Genomic DNA, 18639 nt, shown 5'->3' with positions numbered 1-18639 from the left:
TTTAATATTCTTTACCTAATTCAACTGCGCGATTAAAAGCTGCAAATGCGGCTTCTTTTATCAATTCGCCCACATTATTATCTTGCATAGAATCTAATGCTGCACGCGTTGTTCCTCCTTTTGAAGCTACTTTTTCCATCCACGAATTAGGTGATAAGTTGGATTGGTTAAAAAGTTCAACAGCGCCTGTAAAAGTTTGGCTTACCAACACCGTAGAATCGTTTTTGGAAAAGCCCATTTGTAAGGCTGCTTCCATCATGCTTTGCATAAAATAGAATACGTAAGCGGGTCCACTACCAGAAATGCCTGTAGAGGCATCTATAAAGTTTTCGTTTGATACACGCATGGATTTTCCAGTGGTATCTAACAAACTTTCTACGGTTAGCATTTCAATTCTAGAAATTTCCTCCGATGTTACATACGAAGTCAAACCTTTGCCTATTTGTGCCGGTAAATTAGGCATTGCCCTAACTATTTTTTTCAATCCGGTTAATTCTTTTATAGAACCAATGGAAACACCTGCCATAATGGATACTATAATTTGTTGTGGCTGAACCAGCGTTTTTATGGCTTTAAATACACTTTCGGCATGGTATGGTTTTACGGCTACAAAGATGATATCTGCTTCGGGAACGCAATCTTTCAACTCGCTAAAAGCATCAAAATGTGATATTTGGTTTAGCTCCTCAAGTTTTTCTTCAGATTTATCTAAAACCATAATGTTTTTTTTCTTTAACAGTCTTGATTTCGACATGCCCTCGGCATAAGTAAGCCCCATGTTACCTGCTCCTATTACTAGTACTTTCATGTAATTTTTATTTAGTGTTTAGTGTTTCTTATTAAAAATTTATTAAACGAATAGCATGCAATCATTACAGTCTTTCACCTCTCCATAATAAGTTTCTCTATATTTATGAAGGGTTTTAACGGGCATTCCAAGTAGATACTTTTTAATGTAAGTAACTTTTGTGGTTAATTCGCCCATTTTCAAACTATGACGCTTTTCGTATTTTGTTTCTCTTTTTATATATAAAATTTTCATGTGTATTTTATTTAATGATTTGTACTGAATGATTGATTAATTTCTAACCAGTCTCATTTCTATGTTTCTTGGTTTAAAACCCTGTTTTTCAAATAATTTAATTACAGGATTATCTTTATGTATGTGTGTTGAAATATCGCCATCGCAATATTTTATGGTATGATTGATTAACGCTTTGGCAATACCTTTTTCTCTAAATTCCTTTTTTACAGCTATGTAAACCAATATGTTTTCGGGTATATATTCGTTCATTCCCGTTCGGTTTACCACGGTTGCCCCTATTATATCGTTCTGATATTCCACTACAAACACATAACCACCCAATCCTGGTATTTCTTTTGCTGCATACAAAACTGATTTTCTAATAGCACTTTTGGTATCTCTAGCTTCGCCAGAGTACTCAAATAAAAAATTAGTGATGCGATTTATGTCATTAATTGATAGCCTCGAAAAGGCATCATAGGTTTTTATAGTCATTAGCGTAATTATTTTAATCACACCTAAACCAATAATAGATGTAACTAATTAGGAGATAAACACTTGTTTTTTAAGTGTTTAAATAAATACAGGTGATAAAAAAGTGACTATCTAAAGATAGAACTTCTTATTTTGAAGTGCTAGGAGGTATAAATTTATCGGATTGGTTCCTAAAAACTAAAAAGTTAAAGTTGAATATTCTACAGTTTTGCCTTTCATGAAGTCTTTTAATCATGCTGCAAATTTACGAAAATAGACCGCCAATAGCAAATTACCCTTGTTAAGATAATGATAAGGCTTTATACTGAAACAAAAAAGCTCCCCAAAAGGGAGCTTTAAAATCAAAAAACTATGTGCTAAAATAAACCTAAACTAACTCTTGGTGTACGAACGTTTACACTGGTGTTAACTGCTCTTCGTTGCGGATAACGGCGGTAATAATAATCATCGTATCTATAATAATAAAATGAGGCGTTGTGATAATAGTAATCGCTATGATGGCAATGCGCATCACAATGGTTGTAATGGCTTGCATAAGCCTCTTTTTTGCCTTTCATATAAGCTTTATAAGCTTTTCTATCTCTTTTTTTAAGTTGGGCTTCATAGGCTTTTTGCTCTTCCCAAAAAGCATCTTCTTCTTTTTTTGATTTAGCCACAAACTGTTGTTCGTATTTGGCGTCTTCCATAGCTCGTTGTTCGTAATATGACTTACTATCTATTTTAGTTTCTGAAGATGCTTTTACTTCTTGGGCATTTGCAGTATAAAAAGTAGTTGTTACTAAAAACAATGCTATAAATTTTATTGATTTCATAATTCTATATTTTAAATTATTAATAATATGCATAAAGTAAACTTTTCAATATTAAGACACCTTTAAAACAATTTACCCTACCTGCTCTCTTGAAAAATTTTATAAAACAAAAAAAAAAGCTCCCTAAATTAGGGAGCTTTGTATAGTTAAAACTAAATTAGTTTTATGCTTGTGTACTTGCTTTAGCGCTTAATTCCATAGAAATAGCAGAACGTTCAAACTTAACTTTTCCAGACATGGTTTCTATAATACATGTTTGATCTTTATCGTTAAGTTCTAAAATTTTACCGTGTAAACCACTTTTGGTAATAATTTTATCGCCTTTTTTTAATTCAGCATTAAATTTCTTTTCTTTTTTAGCGCGCTTCATTTGTGGTGCAATCATAAAGAAATACACAACCACAAACATGAGTATAAACGGTAAAAATTGACCGATTCCTTCCATTGTTTTTTAGTTATTTGTTAGTTATTTAGTGTGCTGTTTTTACAGCGAAATTAATTAGCAACTGTACTAGGGTCTTTTACAAAGGCAGATATTTTAACAATCTCAGATCCTTTTTCTGTATTAGCTGTAACGGTAATGGTTTTTGTTATTTTATTAGCACCACTTCCGTTATATTTAACTGTAAATTTACCCGATTTTCCTGGTTCCAAAGGTTCTTTGCTCCAATCTTCAGGAACTGTACATCCGCAAGAACTTTTTATTTCTGTTATAACTAAAGGAGCATTTCCTGTGTTTTTATATGTAAAAACAGTTTCAACAGCTTGGTTTTTTTCTATTTCACCAAAATCATGTTCAGTTTCTTCAAACACTAACACTGGAAATTTAGAAGCGTTGGCATCTCTCTCAGCTGCTGCGGTTACATTAGCCTCTTCAATTTTTTTAGAAGCATCCTCTTTACAAGATGTGAAAGCTACTAAACTAAGTGCCGTTAATCCTAATATTAATTTTTTCATTATTAAGCTTTTTTGTTAAAGCAGTAAAAATAGGAATTATTTAATCTATTAAAAATTTTTAATAGCTTCTTAACACAATTTTACAGCAATCCGCGACCTACTTTTTTAAGTGTTCCTCCGTCTTCATACTCTTTTACCAACTTATCTAAAATACCATTGATGAAAATGCTGCTTTTTGGGGTAGAATATTCTTTGGCTATTTCTAAATACTCATTAATAGTAACCTTTACCGGAATGGATGGAAAGTTTTTTAATTCGCAAATGGCCAATTGAAGTAATACATAATCTACATTAGCAATACGATCGGCATCCCAATTTTGTGTTTTTTGTTCTATTTCTTTATTTAATGTGCTTCGGTTTAAAAGTGTTTTTCTAAATAAATCGATGGCATACTGCTTATCGTCCGCATCTTTATAAAGTTTCGGTGTAAAATAACCTTCTGCCGATGTGGTTTTGGCATTTCTCAGTAATTTTAAAATGGTGGTATTTACCGTTGGTAAATCATCCAACCATGTTAAATTTTTATCTTCTAAATAATCATAAAGCTTATCGTTTGGCGCAATAATATCTTTGAAAATATCTACAATAAAATCTTTGTCTTCTTTAAAATCGGACACTTTGGTTTTCATGTATTCTTGATACAAATCGCTAGAAGTAATGGCTTTAAAAATAACATCAACATATTCGCCATCAAGTTCCCAATTATTGATGTTGTGTATTTCCAACTGGTTTTTCAACTGAAAATTATCAGATAGCAGTTTAAGCAATTGGTTGTTTACAAACTTTCTATTAGGATCTTTATCCTCTTTGGTAGCTAAATGTTTCTTTTGTTTCTTTTGTAAATCGTCTTCAGCCCTTTTTTGAACTTCTAACAATAACGAAAGGAGCAGTAAGTACAGGTTGTACATATTGTCTATACTAAACAGTAAAAATTTTTGGTCTTTACTAAAATCGTCACTTTCTCCACCTTTAAAGGCATACATGGTTTGCATTACTTTTACACGGATATGTCTTCTGTTTAGCATAATTACAATGAACTTAAATTTATAAAACGAAAATTTTGTAGTTTCGAGCTGCAAAAATAATACTATTTTGAAAAGTTACTTCATATTTTCTGTTTTATTATTCACTAAAGCCTTTATATTATTTTTAACAATTACTAAATAGCCAATAAAGTTATTTCTACTTTTAAAACTTTATATTTGCTAACTATTTCTTTATATCCATTACATCTTTAAATGAAAGAATTACAGCACTTAAACAAATACTTTTTAAAATACAAAAAACAACTTTTAATAGGTACTGCAATTACTATAATAGCTAGAATTTTTCTACTGTTTACACCACGTTATGTACGGGAAATTTTTGTGGTAATTGAAAAATATTTAAAAGGTGGCGTTTCTGAACAGACTGTAAAAGCAGAATTAACCGAAGTTATCATCTACATTGTTGGTGCCGCTTTCATAGCTGCTGTATTCACTTTTTTTATGCGTCAATATATTATAAATGTATCGCGTTATGTGGAATTCGATTTAAAAAATGAAATTTACAACCAATACCAAAAGCTCTCTTTGAATTTCTATAAAAAGAATAGAACAGGCGATTTAATGAACCGTATTAGTGAAGATGTTGGTAATGTACGCATGTATGCAGGTCCTGCCATTATGTATAGCATCAATACCATTACGCTTTTCATTATTGCGCTTATTTACATGTTTAATGAAGCGCCGAAATTGGCTTTATACACCGTATTGCCATTACCTTTGTTATCTATTGTAATATACAAATTAAGCAAAGAAATACATACCAGAAGCACTATTGTACAACAGTTTTTATCGAAACTTTCGGCATTTACGCAAGAATCGTTTAGTGGTATTTCAGTCATAAAAGCTTATGGTATAGAACCTCAAACTTCCTTTAATTTTAATGAACTTGCTGCGGAAAGCAAACAGAAACAAATCAATTTAGCCAAAGTGCAGGCTTGGTTTTTTCCCATGATGATTTTGCTTATTGGTGCTAGTAATCTCCTCGTTATTTATGTAGGCGGTATGCAGTACATTAATGGAGAAATTGAAAGCTTAGGAACCATTGCCGAATTTATTATTTATGTAAACATGCTTACATGGCCTGTAGCAACGGTAGGTTGGGTAACATCTATTGTACAGCAAGCTGAAGCATCCCAAAAAAGAATCAATGAATTTTTAAAATTAGAACCCGAAATAGTAAATACTGTTGACTCTCACACAAAAATCACTGGCGATATTGTTTTCAATAACGTAAGTTTTAAATATGATGACACCAATATTCAAGCCTTAAACGGTATTAGTTTCAATATTAAAGAAGGTGAAACTTTAGCTATTTTAGGAAAAACGGGGTCTGGAAAATCGACTGTTTTAGACTTAATTGGTCGTTTGTACGATATCGATAATGGCTCTATATCAATAAACGGTATTCCTATAAAAGAGCACAACTTAACCGATTTAAGAAACAGTATTGGGTATGTACCTCAAGATGCCTTTTTGTTTTCAGATACTATAAAGAATAATATAAAATTCGGAAACCAAGATGCAACCGACGACGAAGTTATTGAAGCCGCCAAAAATGCCCAGGTACATAAAAACATTATCAAATTTAATAATGGATACGATACCATTTTAGGCGAACGTGGTATCACCCTTTCTGGCGGACAAAAACAACGGGTTTCGATTGCTCGTGCCATTATAAAATCGCCAGAAATTTTATTGTTTGATGATTGTTTATCGGCCGTAGATACTGAAACCGAAGAAAAAATACTTAAAAACCTGATGCGCATCACTAAAGGAAAAACCTCCATTATTGTGAGCCATCGTGTATCTTCGGCTAAAAATGCCCATAAAATTATTGTATTGGATAATGGTAAAATTGTTCAAGAAGGTACGCACGATACACTAATAAACGTAGATGGTTATTACCAACACCTTTACCTTAAACAGTTAAGCGAAACTTCTTCAAATAAAGACTAAAACCTTTGTTTACAAATAAGTAGCTTGCATAAAATGCAACAAAAAACGATACTTTAAAAAGAAATATCATAAAATGTTGGTTAGTATCGGTTTTTTTTAGATTTTTGGTATAAATTGATCATTTAATAAATTTCTATACAACTATGAACAACAATGACATGATGGAGAAAGAGGAGATTTTTTCTAAAGTATTAAGAGCAGGAAGACGCACATATTTTTTTGATGTTAGATCTACGAAAGCAGATGATTATTATCTGACGATTACAGAAAGTAAAAAGTTCACTAACGATGATGGTTCTTTTCACTACAAAAAACATAAAATATACATTTACAAAGAAGACTTTAACGAGTTTAAAGATATTCTATCTGAAATGACCGATTATATTATTGATGAAAAAGGCGATGAAGTTATAAGCGAGCGTCATCAAAAAGATTTCAAAAAAGAATATGATAATGAAAATGCACCAAGTGAAAATGGTGAATTACATTCTTCAACTGAAAGTTTTACCGATATCGATTTTGACGATATTTAATCAAATAAAAAGAACCGTTGCCCAAAAAGCAACGGTTTTTTTTAGCTAACAACACTACCGTTTTTTACTTTGTATTCGGGGTTTAAAAGAATCACATCTTTACCGCTTACCGCACCCAACACCAAACATTCGCTCAAAAACTTACCAATTTGTTTTTTAGGAAAATTAACAACAGCTACAATTTGTTTTTGTAGCAAGTCTTCCTTTTTATAAAGTGTTGTAATTTGTGCCGAGGTTTTTTTAATACCCAAATCGCCAAAATCAATCGTTAATTGGTAGGCAGGGTTTCGTGCTTCAGGAAAATCGTTTACTTCAATAATAGTTCCCACGCGAAGATCGGTTTTAGAAAAATCTTCAAAAGTTATTATATCATTCATTTTTCAAAAATAGAAATAATACCGAACTTTGAATAAAACTTTTTATTATGGCCAATACACCTTCAAATATGTTGCCTTTAGGAACCTCTGCTCCTTTTTTTGAGCTACCTGATACTATTAGCGATAGCTCCATAAACTTAGATGCTATAAAAGGAGAAAAAGGCACTGTTGTTATGTTTATTTGCAACCACTGCCCTTTTGTAATTCATGTTAATAATGAAATAGTTTCTATTGCAAATGCCTATACTAAAAAAGGCATTGGTTTTGTTGCCATTTCTAGCAACGATGCTCTAAAATATCCTCAAGATGGTCCAAACAATATGAAACTACATGCTAAAAAAGAAAGCTACCCGTTTCCTTACTTGTATGACGAAAGTCAAGAAGTAGCTAAAACCTATGATGCGGCATGTACCCCCGATTTTTATGTGTTTGACGAAAATTTAAAATTAGCCTATCGTGGACAATTAGATAACTCCAGACCAGGAAATGGATTGCCCGTTACAGGAAAATATTTAAGAAATGCCTTAGACTGCTTAATTGAAAATATAGAAAATACAGCCGTACAAAAACCGAGTATTGGCTGTAGCATTAAATGGAAAAAATAGTGTTTTTATTACCTTTACAAAGTTAATTGCCAAAAACCCACGTCGTGCCATTTTTCAAATTTATAACCTACTTCTTTAAAGTGGGCTACCTTTTCAAACCCAAAATTTTCATGAAGCTTTACACTAGCATCATTTGGCAATGTTAATCCGCCAATAACCACATGAAAATGTCTATCTTTTAGTTGAAGTAACAATTCTGAATATAATTTTTTACCAAGTTGTTTACCTAATTCAGCATGTTTTATATACACGGTAAGCTCCACCGTGTTTTTGTAAGCAGGTTTTGTTCGAAAGGTATTGGCATAAGCATAACCCACTATATCGTTAGCTACTTCATAAACAATAAATGGAAACTTAGCTGCTATTTCTTCTATTTTAACTTCAAAATCTACTTTTGAAAACGGCACTAAATCTAAAGTTACAATAGAATTAATCACATAATAATTATAAATGTCCACAAGTTGTTGGGCATCTTCAATAGTTACTGGTCTAATCATAACTTTCTTTCTAAATCCAGTTATTTCGTTTCATTAAATTCTCGATATGTGCGTAATGGTGGTTGCTATGCCATGCATAAATACCTATATTCTTTTTTAGAACAACTTCGCTTTGCATTTCAGGGTGAATAAAACTTTTATTCAATTCATCCTCTGATAATCCTTTAATTAAATAAACAAGCTTCTCATGAATCACCCTTAGATGTAGTAAAGACGTTTGAATAGGCGCTGCTTCATAGTCGAACAATTCTGCCCAACGGTCTTCAAAATAAGGCTTTATTACTGGTTTATCTTCAGTTAATGTCCACTTAAAACGCACATAACTATGTAAATGACTGTCGGGTAAATGGTGAATAACTTGCCTAACCGTCCAACCATCTGGTCTGTAAGGGGTGTTTAATTGCTCATCAGATAAATTCTTAATAAGATTTTCCAAACGGTTTGGAAAATGCTCTAATATAGATATCCAGCTTTCAATAATTTCAGAAGTAATATTGCTGGGGCAATCAAACGTCCCAATTGGGTATTTAAGTTTTTGTAGTTCTTGCTCGGTCATAAAAACAAAGATAGAAAATTGCTATGCAATTTCAATCACTCCTGTTTTTATAGAATTAATGGCTGTGTGAAGATTGTTAAAGCATTTGATTTGACTATTAAAAAACAGACTTTCAACCAACGAATTTAAGATTCTAAGCTTATTTTCTGAAACTATAAAATAACCTTTTAACTGATAGTTGTTCTTAAAAAACTTCAACCAATCATATGGAATTACCGAATATGAATTAATTCTATGGGATATGTAAATTAAATCGCTGCCATCCGTTCCTAAAAAACATGAAATATCTTCGGTAATTACTTTAGCGTGGTCCTCCCAATTTAGGATAACGCCTCTATTAATTTCGGAAACAACGTAGCCATCAAAAATAAATACATTCCCAAAAGGATAGTTGAGCTCTTTAAGAACTTCACTGTATAAATCTGTTTCTTTAATACTTTCCACTGTGCAAAATTAAATTTATATTATTTCTTACTGAAAAATATTCGATTAACCCATGTTAAATAAGGTCATACAGAAAATGACACAAATAAAAAAGGCACCTAAAAATAGATGCCCTTTAATCTTATATTTTGTTAAATACTGTTAGCTTATTTAACGTTCATCAATTCAACATCAAAAATTAAGGTAGCATCTGGTGGTATAACGCCTCCTGCACCTCTGCTTCCATAACCTAAATGGCTAGGAATTACAAAACGAGCTTTGTCACCAACTTTCAACAATTGAATACCTTCATCCCAACCTGAAATAACTTGACCAACTCCTACAGGAAAATCGATGGGTTGGTTGCGTTTGTATGAAGAATCAAAAACAGTTCCATCAGATAATTGTCCTTTGTAATGCACCGATACATTTTTACCTTTTTCAGCTTTTGCACCTTTACCTTCTTGAATAATTTGGTAACGCAAACCACTTTCTGTCTTTTTAAAACCTGTAGCTAATTTATCCAATTCGGCTTCAGCAGCTTTTTTAGCTTCTTCTATTCTTTTTGCCCTAGAACCTTCAAAGGTTCTAAAAGCTTCAACCGCATTATAAGCCTCGGCTTCAGCACCAACTCTTACAATTTCTAAAGTTTCAATTTTATCACCTTGTGCAATAGCATCAACCACATTTTGTCCTTCAACCACTTTACCAAACACGGTATGGTTGTTATCTAACCATGGCGTTTCAACATGGGTTATAAAAAACTGGCTTCCGTTAGTTCCTGGTCCTGCATTTGCCATAGATAAAATACCAGGGGCATCGTGCTTTAAATCTGGGTGGAATTCATCATCAAATTTATAACCTGGATCTCCAGAACCTGAACCTTGCGGACAGCCTCCTTGTATCATGAAATCTGGAATTACTCTATGAAATTTTAAACCGTTATAGTAAGGGGTTCCTTGAGGTTTTACTTTGTTTTCTAAGTTTCCTTCGGCTAAAGCTACGAAGTTACCAACTGTTCCTGGTGTTTTTTTGAATTCTAAAGCAACTAATATGTCTCCTTTAGTTGTATTGAATTTTGCGTATAATCCGTCTTGCATGGTTCTAATTTTATTTAAAAATGCAAAGATAGGAATGATTTACGAATAACAATTTACGAATTATGATTTTTTAGGAGTTGAAAGCTACAAAGTGACAAAGCTTCAAAGTTACTAAACTCCAAAGTTTTATGTAAATACATTTAAACTTTGGAACTTTAAATACTTTTATGCTTTTGCGACTTTGAAACTCTACTTCTTTGAAGCTTTGATGCTCTGCTTCTTTGAATCTTTGAAACTCTGAAACTCTAATTAGCTACTTCACTTATAAACTTTATTCTGTACAAACGAAGTTCTTCATCTTCATAATCGCCATCAAATTCTTTTATAGCGGTTTCGATACTGTCGGTTTTAGATTCCATAAAGTAGTCATGGATTTCTTCTTGCTGGTCTTCATCTAAAATTTCATCTATCCAATAATTGATATTCAATTTGGTGCCAGAATATACAATGGCTTCCATTTCTTTGATAAATTCTTCCATAGTCATGCCTTTTGAAGAAGCAATATCATCTAACGGCAGTTTTCTATCAATGTTTTGAATGATGTAGAGTTTGTTGGCAGAATTGCTTCCGGTAGATTTTACAACCAAATCGTCAGGTCGAATAATATCATGCTCTTCAACATACTGTTCTATAAGTTGAATAAAATCTTTGCCGTATTTTTTTGCTTTACCATCGCCAACTCCATGAACATTAGCAAGTTCCGCCATGGTTATTGGGTATTTTAACGCCATATCTTCAAGCGATGGGTCTTGAAAAATCACAAACGGTGGCACACCTAATTTTTTGGCATTCTTTTTACGCAAATCTTTCAATAAGTTCATTAACAACTCATCGGCTACTGCACCTTCGCTTTTTGCTGCTGTTACAATGCTACCATCTTCTTGTTCGCCATCAAAAATGTGGTCTTCGGTCATCATAAATGATGTTGGATTTTTTATAAAGTCCCTGCCAGCATCAACCAATTTAATAACGCCGTAAGTTTCTATATCCTTTTTAAGCAAACCAGCTACTAAAACTTGGCGCAATAACGCCATCCAATACTTTTTGTCTTTGTCTTTACCTTTTCCAAAGAACGCTTGCTCATTGGTTTTATGTGAATTTATTAATGCATTTTCTTTACCGGTAATAACATGTACTAAATCCTTTGACTTATATTTTTCGTTGGTTTTATCAATAGTTTCTAGAAGTAATTTTACATCGTCTTGGGCTTCGTGCTTCTTTTTAGGATGCCTTACGTTATCATCCATATCACCACCTTCTCCAGTTTCATTATCAAACTCTTCACCAAAATAGTGTAAAATGAATTTTCTGCGCGATATAGAAGTCTCAGCAAATGCCACAACTTCTTGCAATAAAGCTTGCCCAATTTCTTGTTCAGCAACAGGTTTGCCTGACATGAATTTCTCTAACTTTTCAATGTCTTTATACGCATAATAGGCTAAACAATGGCCTTCGCCTCCATCACGTCCTGCCCTACCCGTTTCTTGATAATAACTTTCGATGCTTTTTGGAATATCATGATGGATTACAAAACGCACATCGGGTTTATCGATGCCCATACCAAATGCAATGGTAGCCACCACCACATCCACATCTTCCATAAGGAATTGGTCTTGGTAATTAGACCTAGATTTGGCGTCTAACCCCGCATGGTATGGCACTGCTTTAATACCGTTTACTTGTAAAACCTGTGCCAATTCTTCAACACGCTTTCTACTTAAACAGTAAACAATACCAGATTTACCACTGTTTTGTTTTATAAAACGAATAATATCGGCATCAACATTTTTGGTTTTTGGGCGTACTTCATAATACAAATTAGGCCTGTTAAACGAAGCTTTAAATGTTTTTGCACCGCTGATGCCTAAGTTTTTTATAATATCTTCCTGTACTTTTGGCGTTGCCGTAGCCGTTAAGCCTATAATAGGGATATTATCTCCTATACGACCAATTATATGCTTTAAATTTCGGTATTCGGGTCTAAAATCGTGACCCCATTCACTAATACAGTGGGCCTCATCAATAGCCATGAACGACACTTTTACAGAACGTAAAAACTCTACATTTTCCTCTTTGGTAAGCGATTCTGGTGCCACATAAAGCAATTTGGTAACCCCATTTACAATATCTTCCTTTACACGTTTAATTTCGGTTTTATTCAATGAAGAATTTAAAACATGTGCAATTCCTTCTTCATTCGAAACACCTCTAATGGCATCTACCTGGTTTTTCATTAAAGCAATTAAAGGCGATACCACAATGGCAGTGCCTTCTTGCATTAATGCGGGAAGTTGATAACAGAGCGATTTACCACCGCCTGTTGGCATGATAACAAATGTATTATTTCCTGATAGTATACTTTCTACAACATCTTCTTGCAGTCCCTTGAATTTACCAAACCCAAAATATTTTTTTAGTGCAGATTGCAAGTCACTTTTTGCTATTAACATGAATAATATTGAAATTTATTTAATCATTAAAAAAACACAAAAAATATTCAAAACCCATTTGATTATTTTAAAGTGTATAAGAGAACCCTCGTGATTTTTTCGTTAGTTTTGTAACGAAAATCGAAATTACAATAAAATTAATTTCCATTCACATTTAAAGATAACAATTTCTTTAAAAGCATCAACTAAAAAAACAATAAATTTTGAATAGTAAAAGTTCAATTATCAATATTGCAAAGCAAACCATTGAAATGGAAAGTAAAGCCATTTTAAACCTTTCAAATTTAGTAAATGATGATTTTGCCGATGCCGTAAACCTAATTTACAAGTCTAAAGGTCGTGTTATTATAACCGGAATTGGAAAAAGTGCCATTATAGCCAGTAAAATAGTAGCTACTTTAAATTCTACTGGAACACCATCTATTTTTATGCATGCTGCCGATGCTATTCACGGCGATTTAGGGCTTATTCTTGACGATGATGTCGTAATATGCATCTCAAAAAGCGGAAACACACCCGAGATAAAAGTACTTATCCCTCTTATTAAAAGAACAAAAAATAAAATGATTGCTATAACCAGTAATATAGATTCGTTTTTAGGACAACATGCCGATTATATCTTAAATGCCTTTGTTGAAAAAGAAGCATGTCCAAATAACCTGGCTCCTACCACCAGTACCACAGCGCAATTGGTTATTGGCGATGCGCTTGCCGTATGTTTATTGGAGCTACGTGGTTTTTCAAGTACCGACTTTGCAAAATACCACCCTGGTGGCGCTTTAGGAAAAAAACTATACTTGCGCGTTCAAGATATTTCCAATGTTAACCAAAAACCAAAAGTTAGTGCTTCTACCAGCTTAAAAAATGTGATTATTGAAATTACCGAGAAAATGCTTGGAGTTACTGCTGTTGTTGAAAATGATAAAATTATTGGTATTATTACCGATGGTGATTTACGTAGAATGTTAACCAAAGTGGACGATTTTTCGAGCCTAACCGCTAAAGATATTATGGGCGCAAACCCAAAGCGTATAAATGCTAATGCTATGGCTATTGATGCTTTGGATATGATGGAAGCCTTTGGTATTTCTCAGCTTTTGGTGGAAGAAAACGGTAATTATGCAGGCGTTGTTCACTTACACGATTTAATTAAAGAAGGCATTATATAATGGCGAAAAAGAAGAAGAATATAAATGAGATGTCTTTTTTAGACCATCTTGAAGATTTACGTTGGCATTTAATTAAAATAACATTAGCCATCGTTATTGTTGGTACTTTAGCATTTATTTTTAGCCGATTTATTTTTGATGATATCATTTTTGCACCATTGGATATGAGTTTCCCAACTTATAAATGGTTGTGCGATATGGCTACCTATATGAGTTTAGATACCAGTTTCTGTAACGATAAAATACCGCTTATTTTACAAAACAGAACCATGGCCGGACAGTTTTCAGCTGATATTTGGACTGCTATTTTAGCGGGGTTTATTATTTCATTTCCATATATTATCTACCAATTATGGAAATTTATCAGCCCTGGTTTGCACGAAAACGAACGTAAACATTCACGTGGTTTCATTTTTATTTCATCGTTCTTATTCTTTACGGGAGCTTTATTTGGCTATTACATCATATGCCCGCTATCCATAAATTTTTTGGCAAATTATAGCATCTCATCACGTGTAGACAATCAAATAGATATTAGTTCGTTTATAGGCTTGGTTCGCTCATCGGTTTTAGCTTCAGGTATCATTTTCGAATTACCTATTATCATTTATTTTCTAACTAAAATTGGTTTAGTAACACCTGAATTCCTTAAAAAATATAGAAAATATGCGTTGATTCTTGTTTTGGTTCTATCGGCAATTATAACGCCTCCAGATATTGCTAGTCAGGTAATTGTAGCCATTCCTATTTTAATTTTATATGAAGTAAGCATTTTTATTGCTAAAATTGTAGTACGCAACCAAAACCGAAAAGCCAAGAAACATGCCTGATATCGTAACCGAATTTAATGAGTATCGTGCTAAAATGAACGACAAAATTTTAGCCGACAACAATAAAGTGATCAAACGTATTTTTAATTTAGACACAAACGCTTATACAGAAGGTGCTTTAGATATAAAAACCAAAGAACTTTTAGGTTTGGTGGCTTCTGCAGTGCTACGTTGCGATGATTGTGTAAAATACCATTTAGAAACCAGTCATAAATTAGGCTTAACAAAAGACGAAGTCGTTGAAGCGTTAAGCATTGCCACATTGGTAGGCGGTACTATTGTTATTCCGCATTTACGTCGTGCCTACGAATTTTGGGACGCCTTAGAACAGCGTTAAACAAAATATAATTTAATCCATCTGCCATCAAAGTGTATATGATTTTACTATTTTTGGCGTTCATTATACAAAAATATGATTTTAAGAGCTCAAAATTTAATGAAGTCCTATAGCGGACGAAAAGTGGTGAAGGATGTGTCTTTGCAAGTGGAGCAAGGTGAAATTGTTGGGCTTTTAGGACCTAATGGCGCTGGAAAAACAACCTCTTTCTACATGACGGTAGGCTTAATTAAACCCAATAGCGGTCATATTTTTTTAGATAATACCGAAATCACAAAATTTCCCATGTACAAACGGGCGCAAAATGGTATTGGCTATTTAGCACAAGAAGCTTCGGTTTTTAGAAAATTAAGTATTGAAGATAATATTTTAAGCGTTTTACAACTTACCAAGCTTAGTAAAAAAGAGCAGGAACATAAAATGGAATCGCTTATTGAAGAGTTTGGTTTGGGACATATCCGTAAAAGTAGAGGCGATTTATTATCCGGTGGTGAGCGTAGACGTACCGAAATTGCACGTGCTTTGGCAACCGACCCAAGGTTTATTTTATTAGATGAACCTTTTGCTGGGGTTGACCCCGTTGCTGTTGAAGACATTCAGCGTATTGTAGCGCAACTGACCAAAAAGAATATTGGCATTTTAATTACCGACCACAACGTACAAGAAACGCTTGCGATTACCGATAGAACTTATTTAATGTTTGAAGGTAGCATTCTTAAAGCTGGCGAACCCGAAGAACTGGCAAATGATGAAATGGTACGTAAAGTATATTTAGGTCAGAATTTTGAGCTTCGTAAGAAGAAAATTAGGGATTAGACACTAAGCGCCATTTGAATATTTATCTGCTTTAGCTAGTCATTCCTGCGAAGGCAGGAATCTAACTATAAATGATTTTTTATTTTAAGCAACATTATTCAACTTTTAAGAGAGTCCTTCATTTTAGCATAAATCATTTATGAACTCAATTACCATCGGTTTTGTCTTTCCAAAGTTTATACTGAGCGAAGCCAAAGTAAAGGCAGGAAATCGAAGATTCAGCGTAGCTAATCCACTACTCGATTAGAAAAGTCCAATCTTTAGACAAATCTTTCCAATTCGGATTATCTTTTTCTATTAAGTCAATTTTCCACTGCCGTTTCCATTTCTTCATCACATTTTATTGAATCAACCTTCATTGCACTATACATCTTCTTTGTCATTCCTGCGAAGGCAGGAAATCGAAGATTCAGCGTAGCTAATCCACTACTCGATTAGAAAAGTCCAATCTTTAGACAAATCTTTCCAATTCGGATTATCCTTTTCTATCAAGTCAATTTTCCATTGCCGTTTCCATTTCTTCATATTCTTTTCTCTTTTAATGGCATCAGTCACGTATTGATAGGTTTCAAAATAAACTAATTTATATAATCCATATTGTTTGGTAAAACCTTCAATTAATTTATTCTTATGTTCAAACATTCTGCGCTCTAAATCGTTCGTAACGCCGATATACAATGTCCCATTCGTTTTATTGGTAATTATGTAAAGGTAGTATTGATGAATCGTTTTATACATATGCGCATTTATCTAGTAGATTCCTGCCTTCGCAGGAATGACAAAAGCAAAGTCAAATATCAACCTATTAAAGTTATATTTTAATTCTAAAGTTTTAAAACAATACACCTTTAATGTTGATTCCCGTCTTCGCAGAAATGACAAACAAAAAGTCCTAAGATATTCTTAACGCTGAATAATTACCTTTTTAGTCAAAACTTTTTTGTCATTATCTAACACAGAAATAAAGTACACCCCATTTGAAAACTTAGAAGTATCTATCAAATAATTATTGGGTATTTTTTTAATTTCTTTTATGGTTCTTCCATAAGAATCAATGATAACTACATCTAGAGATGATTTAAATTTAGAATTGAAACTCAATTTAACTACTGTAGATGCTGGATTTGGCACTAATAACATACTAATTGATTCAAATTTAGAATTGCTTAGTGGTGTGCCAACAAATTGAAGTTTTACTAATGCTCCGGCATCTGTAACTGTATAAATAGCAATTCCATTTGGATCTACAGCCACATCTCTAAAACGATCACCAGACGAATGAAATTCTTCATACATGCCATCTTCTAAGGCAGAACCATCGGCATTTAACTTTGTTCTAAAAATGGTATTTCCTTTTAAGGTTGGAATTAACAGCGATACACCCCAATCTGGTATTTTTCCACCTTCATAAATAGCAATACTAGAAGGCGCTACCGTTGGCCACAACGAAGAAGACCCGCCTGTTGGTTCCGTATCAGGTGTGGTATTAAGTGTGCCAATAGGCGGCATAAAATTTGGCATGGAAGCAGCAGATGTTGATTCTTCTATGGCAGGTCCAGGACAATTGTCTATCAAGTTACTGTAAGAACCACAACTTGCAGGGTAACTAGACCAATTGCAATAAGCATAACCTTTATCATCATTATATCCAGAAATCAATGGCCAACCATAGTTTTTGCCTGATTCTATAATATTTATTTCGTCATCGGTTTTATCACCATGTTCCGATGAATATAATTTTCCATTGGAGCCAAACACCAAACCTTGAGCATTTCTATGGCCATAACTAAAAACATGACTTACAACGCCATCTAGCATTGGATTATCAGAAGGGATGCTACCATCTAAATTTAATCGTAACATTTTACCTTTATAATCGGAATAATCCGAAGGGCTTGTTGGCAAATATTGTGATCTAATTTCAAAACAAGCCTTGCTACCTCTATTATTGGCAAATTCGCCTATGGTCCAATACAATTTTAAGTCTGGCCCCATAACAATTTTACCAGAATTATGGTCGTTGCTAGCTTCTATGCCATCAATAATAGTTGTTGCACTACCACTATTTAGCTTTCCTGTAGAAACATTGTAGGTATAACGTGCAATTCTAAATTTAGTACCCGAACTATTGTATGTGTAAAGTAGATACACATAGTTATTTGTAGCCGTATTGATGTCTGCAAATAAATCAGGATGAACGGTCATCCCCATCAAACCATTTTGACCAGAAGATTGATATACAACACCAGACAAATCCAACATTTCTATTTTCGTGCCTCCTGATGGGCTAATTTTAACAACCTTTTTTCCAACGCGTTCAGTTATCCATAGGTAACCATCGGGTCCATAAATAATGGTGTTTGGGTTTAGTAATGTACTATTATTCGCTAGGATGGTTACAGCCCAATCTGCTCCCGAAGTTACAGGTGTTTGTGACACACACACATTCAAAAAAAACAACGCTGTAAAAAACAATAAATTCTTCATATATATTTTCAATCAGTTAATCGATTACATTAAATTGTGATAAACTCTCAAGTTCAAGGCCATAAAGATATTGTATAAATTATACTTATTGGAATTTTATTGGAATTTTAATTAACCCGTGTTGGGTGTAATTATTTTCCTTTTAATAAATATGCCATGTCACACTGAG

General features: G+C 33.4%; 22 protein-coding genes. 7 read left to right on the top strand and 15 right to left on the bottom strand.

The genetic code is table 11. The features are described from left to right. Position 1 precedes the first annotated feature (1 nt). From proC to nusB, 7 genes are all read right to left on the bottom strand, one after another. A complete protein-coding gene (proC, locus tag ACGK9U_RS13910) occupies positions 2 to 808 on the bottom strand; it encodes a pyrroline-5-carboxylate reductase (RefSeq protein WP_394467005.1) in 807 nt (268 codons plus the stop codon). A 42-nt stretch (positions 809 to 850) separates the two neighbouring features. Then, a complete protein-coding gene (locus ACGK9U_RS13905; RefSeq protein WP_394467004.1) occupies positions 851 to 1042 on the bottom strand; it encodes a hypothetical protein in 192 nt (63 codons plus the stop codon). A 36-nt stretch (positions 1043 to 1078) separates the two neighbouring features. Next, positions 1079 to 1519, bottom strand: a complete 441-nt coding sequence (locus ACGK9U_RS13900; protein WP_394467003.1) for a GNAT family N-acetyltransferase — start codon at positions 1517 to 1519, stop codon at positions 1079 to 1081. A 356-nt stretch (positions 1520 to 1875) separates the two neighbouring features. Then, entirely contained in the window at positions 1876 to 2331 is a 456-nt protein-coding gene (locus tag ACGK9U_RS13895) for a hypothetical protein (protein WP_394467001.1), read from the bottom strand. A gap of 163 nt (positions 2332 to 2494) precedes the next feature. Further along, on the bottom strand, positions 2495 to 2776 hold the full coding sequence (yajC, locus tag ACGK9U_RS13890; protein WP_394467000.1) for a preprotein translocase subunit YajC: 282 nt from the start codon (positions 2774 to 2776) through the stop codon (positions 2495 to 2497). Between the two features lie 50 nt (positions 2777 to 2826). Beyond that, positions 2827 to 3288, bottom strand: coding sequence for a DUF1573 domain-containing protein (locus ACGK9U_RS13885; protein WP_394466998.1), 462 nt, complete (start codon positions 3286 to 3288; stop codon positions 2827 to 2829). Positions 3289 to 3368: 80 nt separating this feature from the next. Beyond that, positions 3369 to 4313 (bottom strand): transcription antitermination factor NusB, encoded by a 945-nt coding sequence (gene nusB, locus ACGK9U_RS13880; RefSeq protein ID WP_394466997.1) that lies wholly within the window; start codon positions 4311 to 4313, stop codon positions 3369 to 3371. 213 nt (positions 4314 to 4526) lie between these two features. Here nusB and ACGK9U_RS13875 point away from each other — a divergent pair, with 213 nt between their 5' ends. Together ACGK9U_RS13875 and ACGK9U_RS13870 are read left to right on the top strand one after the other, a co-directional pair. After that, complete coding sequence (locus ACGK9U_RS13875; RefSeq protein WP_394466995.1) at positions 4527 to 6290, top strand: ABC transporter ATP-binding protein; 1764 nt, start codon at positions 4527 to 4529, stop codon at positions 6288 to 6290. 143 nt (positions 6291 to 6433) lie between these two features. Continuing rightward, on the top strand, positions 6434 to 6823 hold the full coding sequence (locus ACGK9U_RS13870; RefSeq protein ID WP_394466994.1) for a PUR family DNA/RNA-binding protein: 390 nt from the start codon (positions 6434 to 6436) through the stop codon (positions 6821 to 6823). Positions 6824 to 6864: 41 nt separating this feature from the next. On the opposite strand, the gene ACGK9U_RS13865 is transcribed toward ACGK9U_RS13870, so the two are convergent. Then, entirely contained in the window at positions 6865 to 7200 is a 336-nt protein-coding gene (locus ACGK9U_RS13865) for a tRNA-binding protein (RefSeq protein WP_394466993.1), read from the bottom strand. Positions 7201 to 7247: 47 nt separating this feature from the next. Here ACGK9U_RS13865 and ACGK9U_RS13860 point away from each other — a divergent pair, with 47 nt between their 5' ends. Next, positions 7248 to 7805 carry a thioredoxin family protein gene (locus ACGK9U_RS13860; protein ID WP_394466992.1) on the top strand — a complete coding sequence of 186 codons (558 nt, stop codon included), beginning with the start codon at positions 7248 to 7250 and terminating at the stop codon, positions 7803 to 7805. A 14-nt stretch (positions 7806 to 7819) separates the two neighbouring features. On the opposite strand, the gene ACGK9U_RS13855 is transcribed toward ACGK9U_RS13860, so the two are convergent. The 5 genes from ACGK9U_RS13855 to ACGK9U_RS13835 all read right to left on the bottom strand — a co-directional run bounded on the left by ACGK9U_RS13855 (position 7820) and on the right by ACGK9U_RS13835 (position 12831). Beyond that, entirely contained in the window at positions 7820 to 8302 is a 483-nt protein-coding gene (locus tag ACGK9U_RS13855; RefSeq protein WP_394466990.1) for a GNAT family N-acetyltransferase, read from the bottom strand. Between the two features lie 10 nt (positions 8303 to 8312). Further along, on the bottom strand, positions 8313 to 8858 hold the full coding sequence (locus tag ACGK9U_RS13850; RefSeq protein WP_394466989.1) for a YfiT family bacillithiol transferase: 546 nt from the start codon (positions 8856 to 8858) through the stop codon (positions 8313 to 8315). Between the two features lie 21 nt (positions 8859 to 8879). After that, a complete protein-coding gene (locus ACGK9U_RS13845) occupies positions 8880 to 9302 on the bottom strand; it encodes a hypothetical protein (protein ID WP_394466987.1) in 423 nt (140 codons plus the stop codon). 146 nt (positions 9303 to 9448) lie between these two features. Then, on the bottom strand, positions 9449 to 10381 hold the full coding sequence (locus tag ACGK9U_RS13840; protein WP_394466985.1) for a peptidylprolyl isomerase: 933 nt from the start codon (positions 10379 to 10381) through the stop codon (positions 9449 to 9451). Positions 10382 to 10626: 245 nt separating this feature from the next. After that, positions 10627 to 12831, bottom strand: coding sequence for a RecQ family ATP-dependent DNA helicase (locus ACGK9U_RS13835; protein WP_394466983.1), 2205 nt, complete (start codon positions 12829 to 12831; stop codon positions 10627 to 10629). Between the two features lie 251 nt (positions 12832 to 13082). Between ACGK9U_RS13835 and ACGK9U_RS13830 the strand changes: the two genes are divergently transcribed. From ACGK9U_RS13830 to lptB, 4 genes are all read left to right on the top strand, one after another. Continuing rightward, entirely contained in the window at positions 13083 to 14000 is a 918-nt protein-coding gene (locus ACGK9U_RS13830; protein ID WP_394467012.1) for an SIS domain-containing protein, read from the top strand. A gap of 29 nt (positions 14001 to 14029) precedes the next feature. Continuing rightward, a complete protein-coding gene (tatC, locus tag ACGK9U_RS13825; RefSeq protein WP_394466981.1) occupies positions 14030 to 14830 on the top strand; it encodes a twin-arginine translocase subunit TatC in 801 nt (266 codons plus the stop codon). After that, the gene (locus ACGK9U_RS13820) at positions 14823 to 15167 is read left to right on the top strand and encodes a carboxymuconolactone decarboxylase family protein (RefSeq protein WP_394466980.1); all 345 of its coding nucleotides are present in this window, start codon (positions 14823 to 14825) and stop codon (positions 15165 to 15167) included. Before tatC ends, ACGK9U_RS13820 begins: the two co-directional genes overlap by 8 nt. 75 nt (positions 15168 to 15242) lie before the next feature. After that, positions 15243 to 15983 carry an LPS export ABC transporter ATP-binding protein gene (gene lptB / locus ACGK9U_RS13815; protein WP_394466978.1) on the top strand — a complete coding sequence of 247 codons (741 nt, stop codon included), beginning with the start codon at positions 15243 to 15245 and terminating at the stop codon, positions 15981 to 15983. A gap of 426 nt (positions 15984 to 16409) precedes the next feature. Here the strand turns inward: lptB and ACGK9U_RS13810 are convergent, their stop codons facing one another. Further along, positions 16410 to 16721: a GIY-YIG nuclease family protein gene (locus tag ACGK9U_RS13810; RefSeq protein ID WP_394466977.1), complete on the bottom strand. Its 312-nt coding sequence runs from the start codon at positions 16719 to 16721 to the stop codon at positions 16410 to 16412. A gap of 165 nt (positions 16722 to 16886) precedes the next feature. Continuing rightward, positions 16887 to 18470 carry a PQQ-dependent sugar dehydrogenase gene (locus ACGK9U_RS13805; protein ID WP_394466976.1) on the bottom strand — a complete coding sequence of 528 codons (1584 nt, stop codon included), beginning with the start codon at positions 18468 to 18470 and terminating at the stop codon, positions 16887 to 16889. Positions 18471 to 18639: the final 169 nt, after the last annotated feature.

The sequence above is a fragment of the Mariniflexile sp. HNIBRBA6329 genome (genome assembly GCF_043558645.1).
Taxonomy (GTDB): domain Bacteria; phylum Bacteroidota; class Bacteroidia; order Flavobacteriales; family Flavobacteriaceae; genus Mariniflexile.
Note: the sequence above shows the minus strand (reverse complement) of the source record. Positions and strands in the feature narration are given on the sequence as shown.

What these genes read in the sequence shown, in the direction of transcription:
- proC (WP_394467005.1), bottom strand. Translation starts at nt 808, where the DNA reads ATGAAAGTACTAGTAATAGGAGCAGGTAACATGGGGCTTACTTATGCC.
- ACGK9U_RS13905 (WP_394467004.1), bottom strand. Translation starts at nt 1,042, where the DNA reads ATGAAAATTTTATATATAAAAAGAGAAACAAAATACGAAAAGCGTCAT.
- ACGK9U_RS13900 (WP_394467003.1), bottom strand. Translation starts at nt 1,519, where the DNA reads ATGACTATAAAAACCTATGATGCCTTTTCGAGGCTATCAATTAATGAC.
- ACGK9U_RS13895 (WP_394467001.1), bottom strand. Translation starts at nt 2,331, where the DNA reads ATGAAATCAATAAAATTTATAGCATTGTTTTTAGTAACAACTACTTTT.
- yajC (WP_394467000.1), bottom strand. Translation starts at nt 2,776, where the DNA reads ATGGAAGGAATCGGTCAATTTTTACCGTTTATACTCATGTTTGTGGTT.
- ACGK9U_RS13885 (WP_394466998.1), bottom strand. Translation starts at nt 3,288, where the DNA reads ATGAAAAAATTAATATTAGGATTAACGGCACTTAGTTTAGTAGCTTTC.
- nusB (WP_394466997.1), bottom strand. Translation starts at nt 4,313, where the DNA reads ATGCTAAACAGAAGACATATCCGTGTAAAAGTAATGCAAACCATGTAT.
- ACGK9U_RS13875 (WP_394466995.1), top strand. Translation starts at nt 4,527, where the DNA reads ATGAAAGAATTACAGCACTTAAACAAATACTTTTTAAAATACAAAAAA.
- ACGK9U_RS13870 (WP_394466994.1), top strand. Translation starts at nt 6,434, where the DNA reads ATGAACAACAATGACATGATGGAGAAAGAGGAGATTTTTTCTAAAGTA.
- ACGK9U_RS13865 (WP_394466993.1), bottom strand. Translation starts at nt 7,200, where the DNA reads ATGAATGATATAATAACTTTTGAAGATTTTTCTAAAACCGATCTTCGC.
- ACGK9U_RS13860 (WP_394466992.1), top strand. Translation starts at nt 7,248, where the DNA reads ATGGCCAATACACCTTCAAATATGTTGCCTTTAGGAACCTCTGCTCCT.
- ACGK9U_RS13855 (WP_394466990.1), bottom strand. Translation starts at nt 8,302, where the DNA reads ATGATTAGACCAGTAACTATTGAAGATGCCCAACAACTTGTGGACATT.
- ACGK9U_RS13850 (WP_394466989.1), bottom strand. Translation starts at nt 8,858, where the DNA reads ATGACCGAGCAAGAACTACAAAAACTTAAATACCCAATTGGGACGTTT.
- ACGK9U_RS13840 (WP_394466985.1), bottom strand. Translation starts at nt 10,381, where the DNA reads ATGCAAGACGGATTATACGCAAAATTCAATACAACTAAAGGAGACATA.
- ACGK9U_RS13835 (WP_394466983.1), bottom strand. Translation starts at nt 12,831, where the DNA reads ATGTTAATAGCAAAAAGTGACTTGCAATCTGCACTAAAAAAATATTTT.
- ACGK9U_RS13830 (WP_394467012.1), top strand. Translation starts at nt 13,083, where the DNA reads ATGGAAAGTAAAGCCATTTTAAACCTTTCAAATTTAGTAAATGATGAT.
- tatC (WP_394466981.1), top strand. Translation starts at nt 14,030, where the DNA reads ATGTCTTTTTTAGACCATCTTGAAGATTTACGTTGGCATTTAATTAAA.
- ACGK9U_RS13820 (WP_394466980.1), top strand. Translation starts at nt 14,823, where the DNA reads ATGCCTGATATCGTAACCGAATTTAATGAGTATCGTGCTAAAATGAAC.
- lptB (WP_394466978.1), top strand. Translation starts at nt 15,243, where the DNA reads ATGATTTTAAGAGCTCAAAATTTAATGAAGTCCTATAGCGGACGAAAA.
- ACGK9U_RS13810 (WP_394466977.1), bottom strand. Translation starts at nt 16,721, where the DNA reads ATGTATAAAACGATTCATCAATACTACCTTTACATAATTACCAATAAA.
- ACGK9U_RS13805 (WP_394466976.1), bottom strand. Translation starts at nt 18,470, where the DNA reads ATGAAGAATTTATTGTTTTTTACAGCGTTGTTTTTTTTGAATGTGTGT.